22 protein-coding genes are annotated in these 20,839 nt (G+C 70.6%); 12 read left to right on the forward strand and 10 right to left on the reverse strand.

Annotation, left to right across the window (positions count from 1 at the left end):
• The first annotated feature begins 1 nt into the window (after position 1).
• The 9 genes from EZ242_RS19380 to EZ242_RS19420 all read left to right on the forward strand — a co-directional run bounded on the left by EZ242_RS19380 (position 2) and on the right by EZ242_RS19420 (position 9,616).
• Positions 2-1,756 (forward strand): TRAP transporter large permease, encoded by a 1,755-nt coding sequence (locus tag EZ242_RS19380; protein ID WP_135286850.1) that lies wholly within the window; start codon positions 2-4, stop codon positions 1,754-1,756.
• A gap of 93 nt (positions 1,757-1,849) precedes the next feature.
• The gene (locus EZ242_RS19385; protein ID WP_135286851.1) at positions 1,850-3,190 is read left to right on the forward strand and encodes an FAD-dependent oxidoreductase; all 1,341 of its coding nucleotides are present in this window, start codon (positions 1,850-1,852) and stop codon (positions 3,188-3,190) included.
• A 132-nt stretch (positions 3,191-3,322) separates the two neighbouring features.
• On the forward strand, positions 3,323-6,130 hold the full coding sequence (locus EZ242_RS19390; protein WP_240787169.1) for a monovalent cation/H+ antiporter subunit A: 2,808 nt from the start codon (positions 3,323-3,325) through the stop codon (positions 6,128-6,130).
• Positions 6,127-6,480, forward strand: coding sequence for a Na+/H+ antiporter subunit C (locus tag EZ242_RS19395; protein WP_135286852.1), 354 nt, complete (start codon positions 6,127-6,129; stop codon positions 6,478-6,480). Before EZ242_RS19390 ends, EZ242_RS19395 begins: the two co-directional genes overlap by 4 nt.
• On the forward strand, positions 6,477-8,066 hold the full coding sequence (locus EZ242_RS19400; protein WP_135286853.1) for a monovalent cation/H+ antiporter subunit D: 1,590 nt from the start codon (positions 6,477-6,479) through the stop codon (positions 8,064-8,066). The genes EZ242_RS19395 and EZ242_RS19400 overlap by 4 nt, the downstream gene beginning before the upstream one ends.
• The gene (locus EZ242_RS19405; RefSeq protein WP_135286854.1) at positions 8,063-8,590 is read left to right on the forward strand and encodes a Na+/H+ antiporter subunit E; all 528 of its coding nucleotides are present in this window, start codon (positions 8,063-8,065) and stop codon (positions 8,588-8,590) included. The genes EZ242_RS19400 and EZ242_RS19405 overlap by 4 nt, the downstream gene beginning before the upstream one ends.
• A complete protein-coding gene (locus EZ242_RS19410; RefSeq protein WP_135286855.1) occupies positions 8,587-8,856 on the forward strand; it encodes a K+/H+ antiporter subunit F in 270 nt (89 codons plus the stop codon). Before EZ242_RS19405 ends, EZ242_RS19410 begins: the two co-directional genes overlap by 4 nt.
• A 13-nt stretch (positions 8,857-8,869) precedes the next feature.
• Positions 8,870-9,214 carry a Na+/H+ antiporter subunit G gene (locus EZ242_RS19415; protein WP_135286856.1) on the forward strand — a complete coding sequence of 115 codons (345 nt, stop codon included), beginning with the start codon at positions 8,870-8,872 and terminating at the stop codon, positions 9,212-9,214.
• 120 nt (positions 9,215-9,334) lie between these two features.
• On the forward strand, positions 9,335-9,616 hold the full coding sequence (locus EZ242_RS19420) for a hypothetical protein (protein WP_135286857.1): 282 nt from the start codon (positions 9,335-9,337) through the stop codon (positions 9,614-9,616).
• 82 nt (positions 9,617-9,698) lie between these two features.
• Here EZ242_RS19420 and EZ242_RS19425 read toward each other — a convergent pair whose 3' ends face one another.
• The 5 genes from EZ242_RS19425 to EZ242_RS19445 form a co-directional block, all read right to left on the reverse strand.
• Entirely contained in the window at positions 9,699-10,781 is a 1,083-nt protein-coding gene (locus EZ242_RS19425) for a TRAP transporter substrate-binding protein (RefSeq protein WP_135286858.1), read from the reverse strand.
• A gap of 228 nt (positions 10,782-11,009) precedes the next feature.
• Positions 11,010-12,089, reverse strand: a complete 1,080-nt coding sequence (locus EZ242_RS19430) for a TRAP transporter substrate-binding protein (RefSeq protein WP_135286859.1) — start codon at positions 12,087-12,089, stop codon at positions 11,010-11,012.
• A 113-nt stretch (positions 12,090-12,202) separates the two neighbouring features.
• Positions 12,203-14,095, reverse strand: a complete 1,893-nt coding sequence (gene dxs / locus EZ242_RS19435) for a 1-deoxy-D-xylulose-5-phosphate synthase (protein ID WP_135286860.1) — start codon at positions 14,093-14,095, stop codon at positions 12,203-12,205.
• Positions 14,096-14,102: 7 nt separating this feature from the next.
• Positions 14,103-15,011, reverse strand: a complete 909-nt coding sequence (locus EZ242_RS19440) for a polyprenyl synthetase family protein (protein ID WP_135286861.1) — start codon at positions 15,009-15,011, stop codon at positions 14,103-14,105.
• On the reverse strand, positions 15,008-15,238 hold the full coding sequence (locus EZ242_RS19445; protein ID WP_135287007.1) for an exodeoxyribonuclease VII small subunit: 231 nt from the start codon (positions 15,236-15,238) through the stop codon (positions 15,008-15,010). Before EZ242_RS19445 ends, EZ242_RS19440 begins: the two co-directional genes overlap by 4 nt.
• Positions 15,239-15,408: 170 nt before the next feature.
• On the opposite strand from EZ242_RS19445, the gene EZ242_RS19450 reads away from it, so the two are divergent.
• From EZ242_RS19450 to EZ242_RS19460, 3 genes are read left to right on the forward strand one after another with little or no spacing between them, the layout of a single operon-like run.
• Entirely contained in the window at positions 15,409-16,554 is a 1,146-nt protein-coding gene (locus EZ242_RS19450) for an aromatic ring-hydroxylating oxygenase subunit alpha (RefSeq protein WP_135286862.1), read from the forward strand.
• A gap of 20 nt (positions 16,555-16,574) precedes the next feature.
• Positions 16,575-17,474 carry a DMT family transporter gene (locus EZ242_RS19455; protein WP_135286863.1) on the forward strand — a complete coding sequence of 300 codons (900 nt, stop codon included), beginning with the start codon at positions 16,575-16,577 and terminating at the stop codon, positions 17,472-17,474.
• Positions 17,475-17,477: 3 nt separating this feature from the next.
• Positions 17,478-18,380, forward strand: coding sequence for a sulfurtransferase (locus EZ242_RS19460; RefSeq protein WP_135286864.1), 903 nt, complete (start codon positions 17,478-17,480; stop codon positions 18,378-18,380).
• Between the two features lie 16 nt (positions 18,381-18,396).
• On the opposite strand, the gene EZ242_RS19465 is transcribed toward EZ242_RS19460, so the two are convergent.
• The 5 genes from EZ242_RS19465 to EZ242_RS19485 form a co-directional block, all read right to left on the reverse strand.
• Positions 18,397-18,819: a hypothetical protein gene (locus EZ242_RS19465; RefSeq protein WP_135286865.1), complete on the reverse strand. Its 423-nt coding sequence runs from the start codon at positions 18,817-18,819 to the stop codon at positions 18,397-18,399.
• Between the two features lies 1 nt (position 18,820).
• Positions 18,821-19,309 carry a hypothetical protein gene (locus EZ242_RS19470; RefSeq protein ID WP_135286866.1) on the reverse strand — a complete coding sequence of 163 codons (489 nt, stop codon included), beginning with the start codon at positions 19,307-19,309 and terminating at the stop codon, positions 18,821-18,823.
• Between the two features lie 128 nt (positions 19,310-19,437).
• Positions 19,438-19,938 carry a hemerythrin domain-containing protein gene (locus EZ242_RS19475; RefSeq protein ID WP_135286867.1) on the reverse strand — a complete coding sequence of 167 codons (501 nt, stop codon included), beginning with the start codon at positions 19,936-19,938 and terminating at the stop codon, positions 19,438-19,440.
• Between the two features lie 27 nt (positions 19,939-19,965).
• A complete protein-coding gene (locus tag EZ242_RS19480; protein ID WP_135286868.1) occupies positions 19,966-20,199 on the reverse strand; it encodes a hypothetical protein in 234 nt (77 codons plus the stop codon).
• Between the two features lie 125 nt (positions 20,200-20,324).
• Positions 20,325-20,810 carry a hypothetical protein gene (locus tag EZ242_RS19485; RefSeq protein WP_135286869.1) on the reverse strand — a complete coding sequence of 162 codons (486 nt, stop codon included), beginning with the start codon at positions 20,808-20,810 and terminating at the stop codon, positions 20,325-20,327.
• Positions 20,811-20,839 lie beyond the last annotated feature (29 nt).

Here is a 20,839-nt window from a genome sequence, read left to right on the forward strand (position 1 = left end):
CATGGTCGAACTGATCACCCAGAACTTCGTGCCCCTGCTGTTCGCGGGGCTGCTCGCCTTCCTGCTCACCGGTTTCCCCGTCGCCTTCGCGCTCGCGGCCACGGGCCTGGGCTTCGGCTTCATCGGCATGGAGCTCGGCCTGTTCCCGCCGACGCTGTTCCAGGCGCTGCCCCTGCGCATCTTCGGGATCATGCAGAACGACACCCTGCTGGCCATCCCCTTCTTCACCTTCATGGGCATCGTGCTGGAGAAGTCCGGGATGGCCGAGGACCTGCTGGAGACCGTGGGCCAGGTGTTCGGCCCGCTGCGCGGCGGCCTGGCCATCGCCGTCGTGCTGGTGGGCGCGCTGCTGGCGGCCACGACGGGCGTGGTCGCCGCGGCCGTGATCTCCATGGGCCTGATCTCGCTGCCCATCATGCTGCGCTACGGCTACAGCCGCACCATCGCCACCGGCGTCATCACGGCCTCGGGCACGCTGGCGCAGGCCATCCCGCCCTCGCTGGTGCTGATCGTGCTGGCCGACCAGCTGGGCCGCTCGGTGGGCGACATGTACCAGGGCGCGCTGGTCCCCGGGCTGATGCTGGTGGGCCTGTACATCCTGTTCGTCGTCGCGACGGCGATCTTCGCGCCGCGCGCGGTGCCGGCCCTGCCGGCCGAGGCGCGCATCTACCGCGAGCCGGGCGGCAGCTCCGGCCACGTCTCGCTGCTGTTCCTGCTGGTGCTGGCGGCCGTCGTGGGCTACACCTGGTCGGTCTTCCACGACGGCATCATGCGGGCCTGGCTGGGGCGGGCGACCGCGGCGGCCGGCGACGAGGTGCTGATCATGTCCATGACGGTGGCCTCGCTCACCGCGCTGGCACTGTCCATCGTCAACCGCGTCTTCCGCCTGGGGCTGCTCTCGCGCCTGGCCGAGCAGGTCACCTTCGTGCTGATGCCGCCGCTGATCCTCATCTTCCTGGTGCTGGGCACGATCTTCCTGGGCGTGGCCACGCCCACCGAGGGCGGCGCCATGGGTGCGGTGGGTGCCCTGGTGCTCGCCCTGGGCAAGCGCCGCCTGGGCTGGACGCAGCTCACGCAGGCCCTGGACAGCACCACGCGGCTGGCGACCTTCGTGCTGTTCATCCTGCTGGGATCCACCGTCTTCAGCTTCACCTTCAACGCGGCCGACGGCCACATCTGGGTGGAGCACCTGTTCGACGGCATTCCCGGCGGGCAGATCGGCTTCCTGATCGTCGTGAACCTGCTGGTGTTCCTGCTGGGGATGTTCATCGACTTCTTCGAGATCGCGTTCATCGTGATCCCGCTGCTGGCGCCGGTGGCCGAGAAGATGGGCATCGACCTGGTGTGGTTCGGCGTGATCATCGCCATGAACCTGCAGACCTCCTTCCTCACGCCGCCCTTCGGCTTCGCGCTGTTCTACCTGCGCAGCGTGGCCGCGCGCAACGACTACGCCGACCGCATCACCGGCAGGACCATCCCGGCGGTGACGACCACGCAGATCTACAAGGGCTCCATCGCCTTCATCGTGCTGCAGGTCGTCATGGTCGCCAGCATCATCGCGTTCCCGCAGCTCGTCTCCGGCAATATCACGAAGGAGAAGAAGCTCAGTGATCGCGAAGTGATGGAGCAGCTGCAGATGCCGGCACCCGCGGCTCCCGCGCCGGGACCGAGTCTCGACCAGCTGTTCCCCCAGCCTCCTGCCGAGCCGCCGCCCAGTGACAGCCAGAAGGAGATCGACGAGCTGTTCAAGCGCTAGGGGACGAGGAGCCAGAGGCGACGGGAGGACGCGCGGTGCGACCGCCTGTTTCCCTCGCCGCCAGCTGCTCGGAAGCCTTGCTAAGCTCGCCCGATGTCCCAGACCTTCCTCACGGAGCCGAGCCGGCAGATTCCGGTCTTCGGTGAATTCGATGTCGTGGTGCTCGGCGGCGGTCCGGCCGGCATGGCGGCCGCCGTGTCGGCGGCCCGCGCGGGTCGCTCCACGCTGCTGGTGGAGCGCTATGGCTTCCTGGGTGGCATGGGCACGGCCGCCGGGGTGACCAACTTCTGCGGCCTGCATGCCAACGTGCATGGCGACATCCGACAGGTGGTGCACGGCGTGGCCGACGAGTTGCTGGCCCGCATCGACCGGCTCGGGGGCCTCAACCAGCCGCACGCCCTCTTCGGCAAGACCGTGGCCCAGGCCTACGACACGGCCGCCTACAAGATCGCCGCCGACGATCTGCTCCTGTCCAGTGGCGTGAAGCTGCTGTTCCACGCACTGGCCGCCGGCGTGCTGATGGACTCGCCCCGGCGGGTCAAGGCGCTGCTGGTCGAGACCCGCTCGGGCCGGCAGGCCGTGCTGGGCCGCACCTTCGTGGACGCCTCCGGCGACGGTGACCTGGCCGCCTGGGCGGGCGCGCACTTCGAGAAGGGCGACGGGCAGGGCAACATGCTCTACCCCTCCACCATGTTCCGCCTCAATGGCATCGACCCGCAGCGCGCCGGGCCGGCGTGGCAGACCATCCCCGGCCTCATGCTCCAGGCCGAGGCGGCGGGGCGCTACCGGTTTCCGCGCAAGACGCCCATCGTGCGGCCGCAAAAGAGCGGGATCGAGTGGCGCGTGAACCTCACCCAGCTCGCCAATGCGCAGGGCAATGCCATGGACGGCACCGACCCGCTCGAACTGAGCGAGGCCGAGGTGCTCGGGCGGCGGCAGATCGCCAGCGTCGCCGGTTTCCTGAAGGAGGTGCCCGGCTTCGAAAACAGCTACATCGTCGACATCGCGCCGCAGGTGGGCATTCGCGAGACGCGGCGGGTGCAGGGCCTGTACCAGCTCACCGAGTCCGACGTGCTCGGCTGCGCCAGCTTCGAGGACACCGTGGGCGTCAACGGCTGGCCGCTGGAGCTGCACCTCAAGGGCGACGTGGAGTTCCGCTGGCCGCCCATCCCGGAGAGCCGCGGCTTCAACCACCTGCCCTACCGCATGACCGTGCCGCCCACGCTGGACAACCTCTGGGTGGCGGGCCGCTGCGCCTCCATGAGCCACGAGGCGCAGTCCGCCGCCCGCGTGACCGGCGCCTGCTTCGTCATGGGCCAGGCGGTGGGCACCGCCTGTCACCTCGCGCTGCAGGCCGGCTGCGAGGCGGCGCAGGTGGACGTCGGGCAGCTGCAATCGCGGCTGGAGGCCGAAGGCGCCTTCCTGGGACGCTGAGACGCTGCACCCCGCCGCCCGGACCTTTGCTTAGACTCGCACGCCTATGCCCCTCCCCGCCCGCTTCGTGCTGCCATCCTCGCCCCGCGCCCTGACGCCGGCGGCGCAGCCCCTCGCCGCGGAGTGCGTGCGGTGAGCGCGCTGCTTCCCTTCATCGTCCTGCTGCCCCTGCTGCCCGGTTCCCTGCTGGCCTATGCGGCCGGGCGCGGTTCCTCGGCGCGGCACCGGCACGCGTCGGCCGTGGTCGCCGGCCTCACGACGCTCGCCGCCCTGGGCCTGGCGCTCACGCTCGCACCCGCAGTGTTCGAGGGCCAGACGCTCCTGTTCCATCAGCCCTGGCTGCCCTCGGTCGGCCTGGACATCGGCCTGCGCCTGGACGGCCTGGCGCTCATGTTCGCGCTGCTGATCACCGCGGTGGGCGGGCTGATCGTGCTGTACGCCGCCTACTACCTCGGACCGGACGATCCGCCAGGCAAGTTCTTCTGCATGCTGATGCTGTTCATGGCGGCGATGCTGGGGATCGTGCTGTCGGACAACCTGCTGCTGATGATCGTGTTCTGGGAGCTGACCAGCGTCACCTCCTTCCTGCTGGTGGGCTACTGGGGCCACCGCGCCGATGCGCGCGCCGGCGCCCGCATGGCGCTCACGGTCACCGGTGGCGGCGGCCTCGCCCTGCTGGCCGGCGTGATCCTGCTCGGGCAGGTCGGCGGCAGCTACGAGCTGTCGGTGCTGCTCGATCGCGGTGACCTCATCCGCGACCACGCGCTCTATCCGCTCATCCTCGCGCTGATCCTGGTGGGCTGCTTCACCAAGAGCGCCCAGGTGCCCTTCCACTTCTGGCTGCCCGAGGCCATGGCCGCGCCCACGCCGGTGTCGGCCTACCTGCACTCGGCCACCATGGTCAAGGCCGGCATCTTCCTGCTGGCCCGGCTGCACCCGGTGATCGGCGGCACCGAGGCCTTCCAGTTCTGGGTTGCCGGGGCCGGCCTGGTGACACTGGCCTTCGCCGCCTACGTCGCCGTCTTCAAGCACGACCTCAAGGGCCTGCTGGCCTATTCCACCATCAGCCACCTGGGCCTGATCGTGTTCCTGCTCGGGCTGGACTCGCCCCTGGCCAAGGTCGCGGCGATCTTCCACATCCTGAACCACGCTACCTTCAAGGCCTCGCTGTTCATGACGGCCGGCATCATCGACCACGAGACCGGCACGCGCGACCTGCGCCGCCTGGGCGGCCTGCTGCAGTACCTGCCCTGGACCGCCACGCTCGCCATGGTTGCGGCCGCGGCGATGGCCGGCGTCCCCCTGGCCAACGGCTTCCTGTCCAAGGAAATGTTCTTCGACGAGGCCCTGCGCGCCGGCGCGGGCTGGGGATGGGTGGTGCCGCTCACGGCGGTGTTCTTCGGCATCTGCTCGGTCGCCTACTCGCTGCGCTTCATCCACGACACCTTCTTCAACGGCCCGCCGCGCGACCTGCCGCAGCACCCGCACGAGCCGCCCCTGTTCATGAAGCTGCCGGTGGCGCTGCTCGTGGTGGTGTGCCTGGTGGTGGGCGTGCTGCCGGCGGCGACCTTCGGGCCCATCGTGCGCCTGGCCACCACCGCGGTGCTGAACGGCCCGCCGCCCGAGTACAAGCTCGCGCTCTGGCACGGCTTCAACGTGCCACTGCTCATGAGCGTGGCGGCACTGGTGGGCGGCGCGCTCATGTACCTGGGGCTGCAGCGCCACTACCGCCTGCACCTGCACCACCCGGCCCGCATGACGGGGCGCCTGCTGTTCACGCATGCACTGGAGGGCATCTTCGACCTGGCCCGGCGCATCACGCTGTGGCAGGAGAACGGCTCGCTGCAGCGCTACCTGGCCGTGATGGTCACGGCGGCGATCGTGGTGGGCGCCTGGCCGCTGCTGAACGCCGCCGCGCCTGCGACGGCCGGCGCCCGCGAACTGCTGCCGGCCAACGCGCTGGCCATCGTGCTGTGGCTGCTGCTGCTGGCCACGGGGGCGGCGCTGGTGCTGGGCCACCACCAGCGCCTGCGCGCCGTGGTGCTGGCCGGCGTGATCGGCCTGGTCACGGCCATCACCTTCGAGGCCTTCTCCGCGCCGGACCTCGCACTCACGCAGCTCTCGGTGGAGGTCGTCTCCACCGCGCTGCTGCTGATGGGCCTGGCCCTGCTGCCGCGGACCACGCCGCGCGAGTCGAGCTCGCTGCGGCGGGGCCGCGACGCGCTGCTGGCCCTGGCCGCCGGCGCGGGCGTGTCCTGGCTCGCCTGGCTGGTGCTCACGCGCGACCACGATTCGCTCGCCTGGTACTTCCTGGAGCAGTCCGTGCCCAAGGGCGGCGGGGCCAATGCCGTGAACGTGATCCTGGTGGACTTCCGGGGCTACGACACCTTCGGCGAGATCACGGTGCTGGGCATCGCCGCCGTCGGCGTGCTGGCCATCCTGCAAGGACTGAAGGTGCGCCGCCCGCCCGCGGACGCGCAGCATGCCTGGTCCTTCGCGCGGCCCTCGCTGATGCTGCGGGTGGCTGCGCGCTTCATCCTGCCGGCCGCCCTGGCGGTGTCGGCCTACCTGTTCTGGCGCGGGCACAACCTGCCCGGCGGCGGCTTCATCGCCGGCCTGGTCACCGCAGCCGCCATCGTGCTGCAGTACATGGCCCTGGGCCAATACGAGGCGGAGGCGCAGCTGGGCGGCCGCGCCTCGCGGCGCTTCACGGTCTGGATCGCGCTCGGCCTCCTGATCGCCGCGCTCACCGGCATCGGCGCCATGGTCCTGGGCCACCCCTTCCTCACCAGCGCGCATGCCCACCCCTACCTGCCGGTGCTGGGCGGCGTGGGGCTGGCGACGGCGGCTTTGTTCGACCTGGGCGTGTACATCACCGTGGTGGGCGCCACGCTGCTGCTGTTCGCCACGCTGGGCGCGGCCAGCAAGGAGACCCGATGACCCTGAGCCTTGAATTCCTGGTGGCCACGGGCCTGGGCTGGGTGACCGCCTGTGGCATCTACCTCATGCTGCGCGGCCGCAGCTTCCCGGTGGTGCTGGGCCTCACGCTCCTGAGCTATGCCGTGAACGTGTTCATCTTCGCCACCGGCCGGCTGTGGGTCGGCCGGCCGCCCATCCTCGCCGACGGGACCGCGGTGGCCGATCCGCTGCCGCAGGCCCTGGTGCTCACGGCCATCGTCATCGGCTTCGCGACCACGGGCCTGCTGATCGAGATGGCGCTTCGCAGCCGCCACGAGTCGGGCACCGACCAGGTGGACGGCGTGGAGCCGCCCAGAGGCCCGCGCGCATGACCGGCCTATTCGAATCGCACCTGCCCGTGCTGCCGGTGCTGCTGCCGCTGCTCACGGCCGTGCTGCTGCTGGTGCTGGGCGACGGCTTCGATGCGCGCGACGAGCGCCAGGCCTGGCGCCGCGTGCTGCGCGCGCGGGTGGTCTCGCTCACCTCCATCGGCCTGTCGCTCGGACTGGCCGTGACCCTGGCGGTGGACGCGCATGCCGGGGACTGGCGCGTCTATCGCCTGGGTGAGTGGCCGGCGCCCTTCGGCATCGCACTCGTGGTGGACCGCCTGTCGGCGCTGATGGTGCTGCTGACGCAGGCCGTCGCGCTGCCGGTGGCGGCCTACGCCTGCGCGGGCTGGGACACGCGCGGGCGCCACTTCCACGCCCTGCTGCAGTTCCAGCTCATGGGCCTGGCCGGGGCCTTCGTCACGGGCGACCTGTTCAACCTCTTCGTGTTCTTCGAGGTGCTGCTGATCGCCTCCTATGTGCTGCTGGTCCACGGCCAGGGCCTCGAGCGCCTGCGCGTGGGCGTGCCCTACGTGGCGCTGAACCTCGCGGCCTCGGGCCTGTTCCTGATCGGCGTCGCGCTCCTGTATGCCGTCACGGGAACGCTCAACCTGGCCGACCTGGCGCTGCGCGTCGGCGCCGTGACGGGCACCGAGGCGCTGCTGCTCCAGGTGGGCGGGCTGCTGCTGCTGGTGGTGTTCGGCTTCAAGGCCGCGCTGCTGCCGCTGCACCTGTGGCTGCCCGCCACCTACGCCGCCGCGAGCCCGCCGGTGGCCGCCCTCTTCGCGCTCATGACCAAGGTGGGCGTGTACGCCATGCTGCGCGTGCACGGCGTGGTCTTCGGCGACACGGCCGGCGAGTCGGCGCTGCTGGCCGCGCCCTGGCTGCTGCCGCTGGCGCTCGGCGGCAGCCTGCTCGCGGCGCTGGGCGCCATGGCGGCAGGCACGCTGTCGCGCCTGGTCGGCTGGCTCAACATCGCCTCGGTCGGCACCATCCTGCTGGCCGTGGCGCTGTTCAGCACGACGGGCTGGTCCGCGGCCATCTACTACACCCTGCACAGCACCCTGGTCGTCGCGCTGCTGTTCCTGCTCGCCGACCTGATCGCACGCGAGCGTGGCGACCGCGGTGACCGGCTGGCCTCGGCCGCGCCGATGGCGCAGCGCGCCCTGCTCGGCACGCTGATGGTGCTGGCGGCGGCGTCCATCATCGGCCTGCCGCCCCTGCCGGGCTTCCTCGGCAAGCTCATGATCCTGCAGGCGGTCGAGGGCCCTGCCGCACCCTGGGTCTGGGCCGGCGTGCTGCTGGTGGGCTTCCTCTCGCTGCTGGGGCTGTCCCGCGCCGGCAGCATCCTGTTCTGGCACACGCTGCCGGAACTGCCCTCGGCGCGCCGCGCCAGCCCGCGCCTGATCGCCGCCACGCTGCTGCTGGTGGGCGCGATGATCGGCCTGAGCGTCGCGGCCGAGCCGCTCAAGCGCTACACCGATGCGGCCGCCCTGCAACTGGAAGACCGCGAGGGCCTGGCCCGGGCCGTGCTGGGTCCCGAGCGCGGCGCCGATGCGGTCCGTCCCTATCGCCTGAAGGTCGCCCCATGAACTCGCCCCATCCCGAATCCAGCCGCCAGCGCTGGGGCACGCACCGCTGGTTCGCGCATCCGGCCCTTTCGGTGCTGATCGCGGTGGTCTGGCTGCTGCTGCAGGGATCGCTCGCCCCGGTGCACCTGCTCTGGGCGGCCATCATGGGCCTGGTGCTGCCCTGGGCCGTGGACGGCTTCATCGGCGAGGGCGCGCGCCCGCGCGCCGGCGGCACGGCGCTGCGCCTGGCGGGCCGGGTGCTGTGGGACATCGTGAAGGCCAACCTCGTGGTCGCGCGCATCGTGCTCGACCCCCGCTCCACCCCGCAGCCGGCCTGGATCCGGGTGCCTTACGTGCTGGAGGACGCGCGGGCCGTGATGCTGCTGGCCACCATCATCACCAACACGCCCGGCACGGTGTCCTGCGTGGTGGACGAAGAGCGGCGCGAGATCCTGGTGCATGCGCTGGACGCGCCGGACCCGCAGGCCATCGTCGACGAGATCGTGCAGCGCTACGAGCTGCCGCTCAGGGAGATCCTCGGATGATCGACATCGCATTGAACTTCGCGCTCGCAGCGGTCGGCCTCGCGCTCGGCCTGACCGGATGGCGCCTGCTCCGCGGGCCCGAACCCACCGACCGCGTGCTGGCGCTGGACACGCTCTACATCAACACCGTGGGCCTGGTGATCCTGCTGGGCATGCGGCTGGGCAGCGACCTGCTCTTCGAGGCGGCACTGGTGATCGCCATGCTGGGATTCATCGGCACGGTGGCGCTGGCGCGCTTCCTGGCCCGCGGCGACGTCGTCGAGTGAAAGGACAGACCTGATGGACACCAGCAGCTTCCACCCCGCCCTGCAGGCCGTCGTCGCGCTGCTGCTCGTCGTGGGCGGCGCCTTCAGCCTCATCGGCGCGATCGGCTTCCTTCGCTTCCCCGACTTCTACATGCGCCTGCACGCCCCCACCAAGGCCAGCACGCTGGGCGTGGGCGGCCTGCTGCTGGCCAGCATGGCCTGGCACGGCGGCCTCGGGGAGTTCGCGCTGCGCGAACTGCTGATCACGCTGTTCGTCTTCGTGACCGCGCCGGTCTCGGCCAACCTGCTCGCGCAGGCCGCGCTGCACCTGCGCGTGCGTTCGCAGGCGCCGGAGCCGCCGGACCTGGACCGCCGCTAAGAGCGCAGCGGCGCGCCGCGGCACGCTGCGCACCGGCAGTCCTGACAGGCGGACTTCAGCGCGCCGGCGCGAGCCGCAGCACACTGGCGGCCCTCCTCGCACGCTGCCGAAGACACGCCCATGACCCCTCGCTTCGCCCATACCCGCGCCAGCGCCGCCGCGCGAACGGTGATCGCCCGGCTCGTGATCTGGTTCGTGGTGGCCGCCACCCTCGCCGGGGCCGCAACCGGCTGGCTGCAGGCGCGCGACCCGCTCTGGCAGCCGGCGCACGGGTCCGCGCAGTCGAGGATCGGCACCGTGCTGCTGCTGCTGGTGGTGGCCGCGGCCATCACGCTGCACCGGGGCATCTGTTCGGCGCGCCTGCGCCGACGCATGATCCGCGCCGCCGCAGGGCTCGAATGAAGACAGCGCGCCCGGGCCGAACCCGGGCGCGCTGTCGTGAACGCGGCTTCAACGAATCCGGCTGGCGGATCCGTTCAGCACATCAGCCCAGCTTCTGCGCCTGCATGAAGCGGTCGAAGGTCGCTTCGGTGAAGCGGAACCAGAGGTTCTGGTCGGCGCGGAACTTCACCAGGTCGGCGTAGATCTTGCGGAACGACTCGTTCTTGGCCGAGGTTTCCTCGTAGATGGCGTTGGCGTGCTTGAAGGCCTCGGCCAGCATGTCCTGCGGGAAGGGTCGCAGCTTGGCGCCGGAGGCGACGAGCTGCTTCAGGGCCACGGGGTTGCGCGCGTCGTAGCGGGCCTGCGTCTCCACGTAGGCCTGCGCGGAAGCCGCTTCCACGATGGCCTTGTACTCGGGCGTCAGTGCATCCCAGGCCTTCTGGTTGATGAAGAAGTCCAGCTCGGCCGAGCCTTCCCAGAAGCCGGGGTAGTAGTAGAACGGCGCCACCTTCACGAAACCGAGCTTCTGGTCGTCGTAGGGGCCGACCCACTCGGCGGCATCGATGGTGCCTTTTTCCAGCGCGGTGTAGATCTCCCCGCCCGGCAGGTTCTGCGGCACCACGCCCATGCGCTCCATGATCTTGCCGGCGAAGCCCGCGATGCGGAACTTCAGGCCCTTGAGGTCCTGGCTGCTCTTGATCTCCTTGCGGAACCAGCCGCCCATCTGCGCGCCGGTGTTGCCACAGGGGAAGTTGATCATGTTGTATTTGGCATAGAACTCGCGCATGAGCTTCATGCCGTTGCCTTCGTTCATCCAGGCGGCCATCTGGCGGCTGTTGAGGCCGAAGGGAATGGCGCAGCCCAGGGTGAAGGCTTCATCCTTGCCGAAGAAGTAGTAGGGCGCCGTCTGCACGATTTCGACGGTGCCGTTCTGCACGCCGTCGACCACGCCGAAGGCGGGCATCAGTTCGCCCGCAGCGTGCACCGATACCTCGAACTTGCCGCCCGACATGGAGCGAACGGCCTTAGAAAAGGTCTCGGCGCCACCGAACAGCGTGTCCAGCGACTTGGGGAAGCTCGAGGCGAGGCGCCAGCGCACCGTTGCCTGGGCATGCACGGCCGGCGCGACGCCGGCAGCCAACACACCGGCGATGCCGGCGTTCTTGATGAGGGATCGACGATCCATGGTTTCAGGTCCTTCTTGCATTCACGCGCCGTGGGGGCGCGAGGCGGGGAGGATACCCGAGCGCAAGGGCACGATCGGCGCAGGGGCATGGAGGCGCGGCAGCAGCCTCGCAACCCGGGCGGGCGCGAGAAGCACGGCGCCAAAGAAACAAGGCCCGCGAGGGGCCTTGTCCAGTGCGCTCGCGCCGGCGCAGCGGCGCGCACCGGCGCACCGCCACGCCGCGAAGGATCAGAGCTTTTGCGACTGCATGAAGCGGTCGAAGGTCGCCTCGGTGAAGCGGAACCAGAGGTTCTGGTCGGCGCGGAAGCGGGCGTAGTCGGCGTAGATCTTCTTCCAGCTTTCGTTCTTGCTGCCCAGCTCTTCGTACAGGCCCATGGCCTCCTTGAAGGCGGCGCTCATCATGTCGTTGGGGAAGGGACGCAGCTTGGTGCCGGCACCCACCAGCTGCTTGAGCGCGCCGGGGTTGAGCGCGTCGTAGCGGGCCTGCATGGTGACGTGGGCCTGCGCGGCGGCGGCTTCGACGATGGCCTTGTTCTCGGCCGAGAGCGCGTCGAAGGCCTTCTGGCCGATGAAGAAGTCCAGCTGCGGACCGCCTTCCCACCAGCCGGGGTAGTAGTAGAAGGGAGCGACCTTGTTGAAGCCCAGCTTCTGGTCGTCGTACGGACCGACCCACTCGGCTGCGTCGATGGTGCCTTTTTCCAGCGCCTGGTAGATCTCGCCACCGGGGATGTTCTGCGGCACGCCGCCAATGCGCTCGATGACCTTGCCGCCGAAGCCGCCGATGCGGAACTTCAGGCCCTTCACGTCGGCCATGGACTTGATCTCCTTGCGGAACCAGCCCCCCATCTGCGCGCCCGTGTTGCCGCCGGCGAAGTTGATGATGTTGTACTTGGCGTAGAACTCACGCATGAGCTTGCCGCCGTTGCCCTCGTAAATCCAGGCCGTCATCTGGCGGCTGTTCAGGCCGAAGGGAATGGCGCAGCCCAGGGCGAAGCACTCGTCCTTGCCGAAGAAGTAATACGGAGCGGTGTGGGCCGCTTCCACGGTGCCGTTCTGCACGCCGTCGACCACGCCGAAGGCGGGCATCAGTTCGCCGGCCGCATGCACCGACACCTCGAACTTGCCGCCCGACATGGTGCGCACCGCCTTGGAGAAGGTCTCGGCCGCGCCGTAGATGGTGTCCAGGGACTTGGGGAAGCTCGAGGCAAGGCGCCAGCGGATCGTGGTCTGGGCATGCACGGCCGGTGCGGCACCGGCGGCGAGCACTCCCGCGATGCCGGCATTCTTGATGAGTGATCTGCGATCCATTCAAACGCTCCTCTTGAAGAAAAAATCGCTACGGCGCGACCGCGCGATTCTAGGAACGCGAGAGACCCCGGCTCAGCGGGTTTTCCCGTTGGCGGAAAACCCTGGCAGATGCTTCAGCCGACGACCTTGAGGCCGCCGGCCTGCGAGGCCGGAAGGCTGTGCCCCGGGAAGCGCTCGCGGACCGAGCGCTCGATGCCGGCCGCATCCAGCCCCAGCGATGCCAGCAGCCGTGCCGGGTCCCCATGCACGGTGAACTGGTCGTGCAGGCCCAGCTGCAGCACGGGCCGCAGCAGGCCGGCCTCGCCCAGCGTCTCGACCACGGCACTGCCGGCGCCGCCCATGATGGCGCCCTCCTCCACAGTGACCAGCGCCTCGTGCGCCTCGGCCACCTGCAGCAGCAGTTCGCGGTCCAGGGGCTTGGCCCAGCGCATGTTGACCACCGTGGCATCGAGCCGCTCGGCGGCCTGCAGGGCCGGATGCAGCAGCGTGCCGAAGGCCAGGATGGCGATGCCACGCCCCGAGCGGCGCAGCTCGCCGCGGCCGAAGGGCAGCGGCTCCAGGTGCGCGGGAACGGGCGCGCCCACGCCGGCGCCGCGCGGGTAGCGCACGGCCACCGGATGGTCCTGCTCGAAGGCCGCGGTGAGCAACGCCCGGCACTCGGCTTCGTCCGAGGGGCAGGCCAGGCTCATGTTGGGGATGCAGCGGATGAACGGGATGTCGAACACCCCGGCGTGCGTGGCGCCGTCCGCGCCCACGATGCCCGCGCGGTCGAGCGCGAAGACCACCGGCAGGTTCTGCAGCGCCACGTCGTGGATCATCTGATCGTAGGCGCGCTGCAGGAAGGTGGAATAGATCGCCACCACCGGCTTGAGCCCCTCGCAGGCCAGGCCCGCGGCGAAGGTGACGGCATGCTGCTCGGCGATGCCGACGTCGAAGTAGCGGTCGGGAAAGCGCCGCTCGAATTCCACCAGGCCCGAGCCCTCGCGCATGGCCGGCGTGATGCCCACCAGGCGCGCATCGTGCGCGGCCATGTCGCACAGCCACTGGCCGAAGACCTGGGTGAAGGTGGCCTTGGGCGGCGTCGCGGGCGCGACCAGGCCCACGTTCGGGTCGAACTTGCCCGGCCCGTGGTAGGCCACCGGGTCGGCCTCGGCCAGCTTGTAGCCCTGGCCCTTGCGGGTGACCACGTGCAGGAACTGCGGCCCCTTGAGCTGGCGGATGTTTTCCAGCGTGGGGACCAGCGATTCGAGGTCGTGGCCGTCGATCGGGCCGATGTAGTTGAAGCCGAACTCCTCGAACAGCGTGCCCGGCACCACCATGCCCTTGGCATGCTCTTCCAGCCGCTTGGCCAGCTCGAACAGGGGCGGCGCGACCTTCAGCACGTTCTTGCCCACGCTCTTGGCCGCGGCATAGAAGCGGCCGCTCATGAGCTGGGCGAGGTAGCGGTTCAGGGCGCCCACGGGCGGGCTGATCGACATGTCGTTGTCGTTCAGGATCACCAGCACGTCCGCGTCGGAGACGCCCGCGTTGTTCAGGCCCTCGAAGGCCATGCCCGCGCTCATGGCGCCGTCGCCGATGATCGCGATGGCCTTGCGGTCCTCGCCCTTGTGCTTGGCCGCCAGCGCCATGCCCAGGGCAGCGGCGATGCTGGTGGACGAGTGCGCGGTGCCGAAGGCGTCGTATTCGCTTTCGCTGCGCATGGGAAAGCCCGACAGGCCATCGAGCTGGCGCAGCGTGCCCATGCGCTCGCGCCGGCCGGTGAGGATCTTGTGCGGATAGGTCTGGTGGCCCACGTCCCAGACCAGCCGATCGTGCGGCGTGTTGAAGACGTAATGCAGCGCGATGGTCAGTTCCACCGTGCCCAGGTTGGAGCTGAGGTGGCCGCCGGTGCGCGAAACACTGTCGAGCACGAAGGCGCGCAGCTCGTCGGCCAGCTGGGGCAATTGCTGGCGCGGCAGCCGCCGAAGGTCCAGGGGAGAGGCGATGGTGTCGAGCAGGGTGGACATCGATTTTTCAGTTGTCGCGGTTCACCACCATCGTGGCAAGCGCGGCCAGGGCGCGGGTGTCGTCCAGGCGACTGTCGCCCAGCGCGCCCAGCGCCTGCGCGAGCAGTTCGCGTGCATGCGCCTGCGCGCCGGACAGTCCCATCAGCGAGACATAGGTGGGCTTGTCGTGGGCGGCGTCCTTGCCGGCCGTCTTGCCCAGCGTGGCGGAGTCGGCGGTGACGTCCAGGATGTCGTCCACCACCTGGAAGGCCAGGCCCAGCGCGGCGCCGTAGCGCTCGAGCGCGGCCGATGCATCGGCATCCGCATCGCCGCAGGCTGCGCCCATCATCACGCTGGCCTGCAGCAGCGCGCCGGTCTTGAGCTGGTGCATGCGGCGCAGGCTCGCCTCGTCCAGCGACTGGCCGACGCTGGCCAGGTCGATGGCCTGCCCGCCGGCCATGCCCGCGTAGCCCGCGGCGCGCGCGAGCAGGCGGCACAGCCGCGCCTGGATGGCAGGCGCCACGCCCTCGGGCGGCGTGAGCAGCTCGAAGGCCAGTGCCTGCAGCGCATCGCCGGCCAGCAGCGCCCGGGCTTCGCCGAACTGCACGTGCACCGTGGGCTTGCCGCGGCGGAGCACGTCGTCGTCCATGCAGGGCATGTCGTCATGCACCAGCGAGTAGGCGTGGATCAGCTCGACGGCGCAGGCCGCGCGCAGGGCCGCGCCCGCGTCGCCGTGCACGGCCTCGCAGGCGCCCATCACCAGCAGCGGCCGCAGGCGCTTGCCGCCGTCCAGAACGGCATAGCGCATGGCCTCGCCGAGCCCGGCGGGCGCATCGGCCACCACCCAGCGCGACAAGGCCTGCTCGACGGCAGCGGCATGGCCTGCGCACCAGCTCTTGAAATCGTTGCGGGGCGGGGCGTTGGTGATCGCGTTCATTCCTGCGTCCAGGGGCGCAGGCGCCCTTCGTCCAGCACCTTGATCTGGTGCTCCACTGCCTCGAGCTTGCCGCGGCAGTAGGCCAGCAGCTCGGCCCCGCGCTCATAGCCGGCCAGCAGCTGCTCGAGCGGCAGCTGGCCGGACTCGATGCGCGAGATCAACTGCTCGAGTTCCGCCAGGGCGGATTCGTAATCGGAAGGCGGGGTGGCGGGTGCCGGTGGGGACATCGTCGGGCGCCGGGCAAAGGGGCTCATTCTAGACACCCAGGCTCCTGTGCCGAGCCGCTGCAGGACCCCGGGGTACAATTGCCGTCCCCTTTCGCGCCCAGTGCCGGCCCTGGCTGTCGGATCAGCGCTTACCCTGCCCCTTCATAGGGGGAGTCTCTAGGTCAGAAGAAATGTCTGATTTAAGTCTTCAACTCCAGCAGGCCACAAGCCAACTTCCAGTCAGCAGCTACTACGACGAGGCGCTCTTCGCACGCGAGATGGACACCATCTTCCGGCGCGGGCCGCGCTACGTCGGCCACCAGCTGTCCGTCCCCGAGATCGGCGACTACCACGCGCTGCCCCAGGAGCACGAGGGCCGTGCGCTCGTGCGCACGCCCCAGGGCGTGAACCTCATCAGCAATGTGTGCCGCCACCGCCAGGCCGTGATCCTGCGCGGGCGTGGCTCAACGCGCGCAGACCCGGCCTCGGGCGGCAACATCGTGTGCCCCCTGCACCGCTGGACCTACAGCGCCGGCGGGGGCACCCCCGCCGGAACGCTGCTGGGCGCGCCGCATTTCTCGCATGACCCCTGCCTGGACCTGCAGAACTACAAACTGCGCGAATGGAACGGGCTGCTCTTCGAGGACAACGGCCGCGACATCGCCGCCGACCTCGCCGGCCTGGGCCCGCGCTCGGAGCTCGACTTCGAGGGCATGGTGCTCGACCGGGTCGAGCTGCACGAGTGCAACTACAACTGGAAGACCTTCATCGAGGTCTACCTGGAGGACTACCACGTCGGGCCCTTCCACCCGGGCCTGGGCCAGTTCGTCACCTGCGAGGACCTGCGCTGGGAGTTCAAGGACCACTTCTCGGTGCAGACCGTGGGCGTGGCCAACCGCCTGGGCCGCCCCGGCAGCCCCGTGTACGAGCGCTGGCACAAGGCCCTGCTGGACTATCGCGGCGGCGAGCCGCCGCGCCATGGCGCCATCTGGCTGACCTACTACCCGCACATCATGATCGAGTGGTACCCGCACGTGCTCACGGTCTCCACGCTGCACCCTTTGGGTCCGCAGAAGACCCTGAACATGGTCGAGTTCTACTACCCCGAGGAGATCGCCGCCTTCGAGCGCGAGTTCGTCGAGTGCCAGCAGGCCGCCTACATGGAAACCTGCGTGGAAGACGATGAGATCGCCCTGCGCATGGACGCGGGCCGCAAGGCACTGATGCTGCGCGGGGACAACGAGGTCGGCCCCTACCAGAGCCCCATGGAAGACGGCATGCAGCACTTCCACGAGTGGTACCGCGCCCGCATGGGCTTCGGTCCGCTTCGCGCCTGAGCGCCTCGGCCCGCTCCGGCATGCAGGCCCTGTGGATGGTCCTCGGGGCCTTTTTCTTTGCCACCATGGCGGTGTGCGTGAAGCTCGCCTCCGCCGGCTTCAACGCCGCCGAGCTGGTGTTCTACCGCGGCGTGGTCGGCATGGTGCTGCTGTCCCTGCTGGCGCGCCGGCAAGGCGTCTCGCTGCGCACCCGCTACCCCGGCATGCATGCCTGGCGCAGCCTGGTCGGCGTGCTCTCGCTGGGCGCCTGGTTCTATGCCATCGCCTACCTGCCGCTCGCGACCGCGCTCACGCTCAACTACATGAGCAGCGTGTGGGTGGCGGCCTTCATCGTGGGCGGGGCCCTGTTCGCGTGGAACCCGCGCGCCGGCGTGGGTGCCGCGCTGCGGCAGGGGCCGCTGGCCCTGTCCGTGCTCGCCGGCTTCGCGGGCGTGCTGATGATGCTGCGGCCCACGGTCGAGCCGCACACCTTCTTCGCCGCGCTGGTGGGCCTGCTCTCGGGCCTGACCGCGGCCTTCGCCTACCTGCAGGTGATGGCGCTGGGCCGCCTGGGCGAGCCCGAGACGCGCACGGTCTTCTACTTCGCCGCCGGCTCGGCCCTGGGCGGCGCACTGGGCATGGCGGTCGCGGGCGTCTCCGCGTGGCAATGGGGCCCGGCCGTCTGGCTGCTGCCCATCGGCCTGCTGGCCGCGCTCGGGCAGCTGTGCATCACGCGTGCCTACGGCCAGGGCGCCACGCTGGTGGTGGCGAGCCTGCAGTACTCCGGCATCGTCTTCGGGGCGCTCTACAGCCTGCTCCTCTTCGCGGAGGACATTCCGCCGCTAGGATGGGCGGGGATGGCCCTGATCGTCGCGAGCGGCGTCGCCGCCACGGCGCTGCGCGCCCGCGCCGCGCCCGATGCACCGGCCGAGGAGCACTGACCCATGTCCACGCACACCCCCTACACCACCCTCATCCAGCCCGCCGAACTCATGGCCCTGCAGCGCGCTGGCGCGCGGCTGATGGTGTTCGACTGCAGCTTCGAGCTGTCCAACCCCGCGGCCGGCGAAGAGCAGTACCACCAGGCGCACATCCCCGGCGCGGTCTATGCCCACCTCGACCGCGACCTGAGCGACGAAGGCGTGGTCGATCCCGCCGGGCGCCGCCACCCCCACCCCGACGCCGCCTCGGGCGGGCGCCACCCCCTGCCCGGGCGCGAGAAGTTCGCCATGTGGCTGTGTTCGGTGGGCTTCGCCAACGACATGCAGGCGGTGGTGTACGACCGCCAGGGCGCCAACTACTGCGGCCGCCTGTGGTGGATGCTCAAGTGGATGGGGCATGAAGCCGTGGCCGTCCTCGACGGCGGCCTCGCGGCCTGGAGGGCCGCCGGTGGCGCGCTGCGTGGCGGCGAGGAGCCCTCGCGCTTCCAGTCCAACTTCGCCATCGGCGCGCCGCTGCGCGAGCTGGTGACCACTGCTCGCGTGCAAGAGCGGCTGGGCCAGCCCGAACAGACCGTGCTGGATGCGCGCGGCGCGGCCCGCTATCGCGGCGAGGTGGAGCCGATCGACCCGGTCGCGGGCCACATCCCCGGGGCCCTGAACCGCCCCTTCAGCGACAACCTCGGTCCGGACGGCCGCTTCAAGTCGCCGGCGCAGCTGCGCGAGGAGTTCGAGGCCTTGCTGGGCAGCCGGGACTCCGCCACCGTCGTGCATCAATGCGGCAGCGGCGTGAGCGCCGTCTCCAACCTGCTCGCCATGGAGCACGCCGGGCTGGGCCGCACCGCGCTCTATGCAGGCAGTTGGAGCGAGTGGTGCAGCGACCCGGCGCGGCCGGTGGAAAAAAGCTGAAAAGGCCTGTTCACACCTATCGCTGCCCGACCGCGCCGGACGGCGTGCTGTTCGGGCTGCCGGGCGGCGCGGCGCCCGGGGGCGCCGTCGTTCCGCCATAGGGCAGGACCGTACGGCCGGTGGCCGAGTCGGTGGCCATGGGGCTGGGCGTCGGGTCCAGGGCTCCGGCGGTGGGCGCAACACCCGGGATCGTCGAGATCGCCGGGTCGGCGCTCCCGCTTCCGGTCACGCCCTGGGGACTCGGCGGGGTGCCGCCCACGCCGGGCGAAACGTTCGGGGAAGCGCCGCCAGGCACCAGCGGCACGACGCTGACGGGCGGGTTGCCTTCACCGGGCCGGCCGGGCGCCACGGGGTTGGCCGTGGCGCCGGTGTCGGCGCCACGATCGCACCCCGCCAGCGCCGCCGCGGCGAGGAAGACGGCGCAGAGGGCGGCCCGCATGTCAGCGCGAAGCGCCGCCGGAGGCGCCGCCCGTGGTGCCGGTGCCGGTGGTGCCGGTCGTTCCGGTGGTGCCGGTCGTGGGAGCCGAACCGGAGCCCGTGGAGCCGCCGGCGCTGCCGCCCGACGATCCCGTGCCGCTGCCGCCCATGGTGGCGGAGCCGCCGGTGGTGCCGGAACCGGTGGTGGAGCCGGTGCTGCCGGCAGCGGTGTCGCTGCCCGTGCCGCCCGTGGTGCCAGTCGCGCCGGCCGAGCCCGTGGTCCCGCTCGTGCCGGAGGCGCTGCCACCGGCCGTGCTGTCGGTACCGGTGGTGCCGCCGGCGGTCGGCGGCGTGGTGGTGCCCGTGGTGGGCGCCGGCACGACGACCACCGGAGGCGCCGTCGTGGTCGCTGCCGGCGTGACGGGCTCCTCGCGCCCGCAGGCGGCCAGGCTCAAGGTGGCGACGGCCAGCACGGGAAGCGCCAGGGTGCGCAGTTCAAGGTTTCTCTTCATGGGATCACTCCTGTAGGTCTGGGTGGATGACGACAGGCATCTTGCCGGGCCATCCCGGGCCGGGCGCCGGGGCAGGTTCCCCCTCGCCTGTCGTCCCCCACTGTTGCCGCCTGTAGGACGTGGCGTGATCAGGCAAGCGCGGAGACCAGCACCTCTTCGCGCAGCGCCTCCGACACCGCTTCGAGCTCGCGGCGCCGCTCGCGCAGGCGCCGGCCCAGCAGCGCCAGGTCGGCACCGCAGCGGCGCAGGCGCGGGAACAGCCCGGCCTGCTGGCTCGCGATGTGCTGCTCGATGGTGTCGCACAGCCGCTCCACGCGCATGTCGTGCAGCGGGTCGTCCGCGCGCATCTGCAGCAGCCGCGCGATCAGGTCGCGGGCACGCAGGCGCAGGGCGTCCGTGTCCGCCGGCAGGGCCTGCGGCCCCAGGGCCTCGCGTGACAGGGGATCGAGCAGCTCTTCCTCCAGCCGGGCGTGGATGGTGAACTGGGTGCACAGCTGCTCTGCGAGCACCTTGCGCTGCGGCGCACTGCCCGGGGAGCCGCCCAGGGCTCGCCACTGCCGCGCCAGTAGGCGCATCTGCTCATGATCCTGCTCCATCTGGTCGATGGGGTCATCCTGCACGTCGATCATCGGCTCCTCCCAGGAGTGTTGTCGTTCTCAGCGGCGCCGTTCGGCGTCGGTCTTGCTCTGCTGCTTCATCGCGTTCTCGGCCGGCGTGCTGCCGCCCGTGGCGTGGCCCTCGGGCGGGGCCGAGGCGTCGGTGCCCGCATCCTCGGGCTGCATGTCCGTGGACGGGGTGGACTTGGTGCGGTCCTGCCGGTCGTCCGCCCGCGCCGCGCGCTCGCGGTCGCTGGTGTCCGGGCGCTCGGACTTGTCCGGATCGGGGGTCATCGGGAACCTCCAGGTGAATACGTTCGGAAAGCTCCCGCCACTCTAGGGAAGCTGTGCAGAAACCGTGTCGGCCCCGCACCGCCAGCCATGTAGGACGGGAGAGGAAGGCACAGGAACCCCGGCGCTCAGGTCTTGCGCGGATCGCGCTTGCTGGCCGGATCGCTGGGTGCGTTGCGGTCCGACAGGCCGGGACCGGGCGCCGGGCCGACCGCGCCGGCGTCGCTGGGCCGGTCGCTCCAGGTGCCGCCCGTGCGGGTGGTGTTGCCGCGCGGCCGGTCTTCGTCGAAGTCGTCGAAATTCACCGAACCGCCGGCCAGGGGCTTGTCCTCGGCGGCCCCGTGGTCGCGCTGGTTGACGCCACTGGGCGCCACGAGGTCAGGCTGGCGGTCGCTGGTCACGCCGACCTTGCCCGGGCCTTCGCCCGCGTAGGGCTCGGTGCGCCGCTCGGTGGCGTTCTCGGCCGAACGTGGCGGCCGCTCTCCCTGCTCGTCGCTCGCGCCCTTGCCACGGGCATCGGACTGGCCGTCGGTGGCGTAGCGGTCCACGTCGGGGCTGGGACGGTCGGCCGACTTGTGCGGCACGCCGTCGCGGGAATCGTTCTGGTTGACCATGAGGCACTCCTTGGGGCTGGTACAGCCCA

Source organism: Ramlibacter rhizophilus, assembly GCF_004681965.1.
Taxonomy (GTDB): domain Bacteria; phylum Pseudomonadota; class Gammaproteobacteria; order Burkholderiales; family Burkholderiaceae_C; genus Ramlibacter; species Ramlibacter rhizophilus.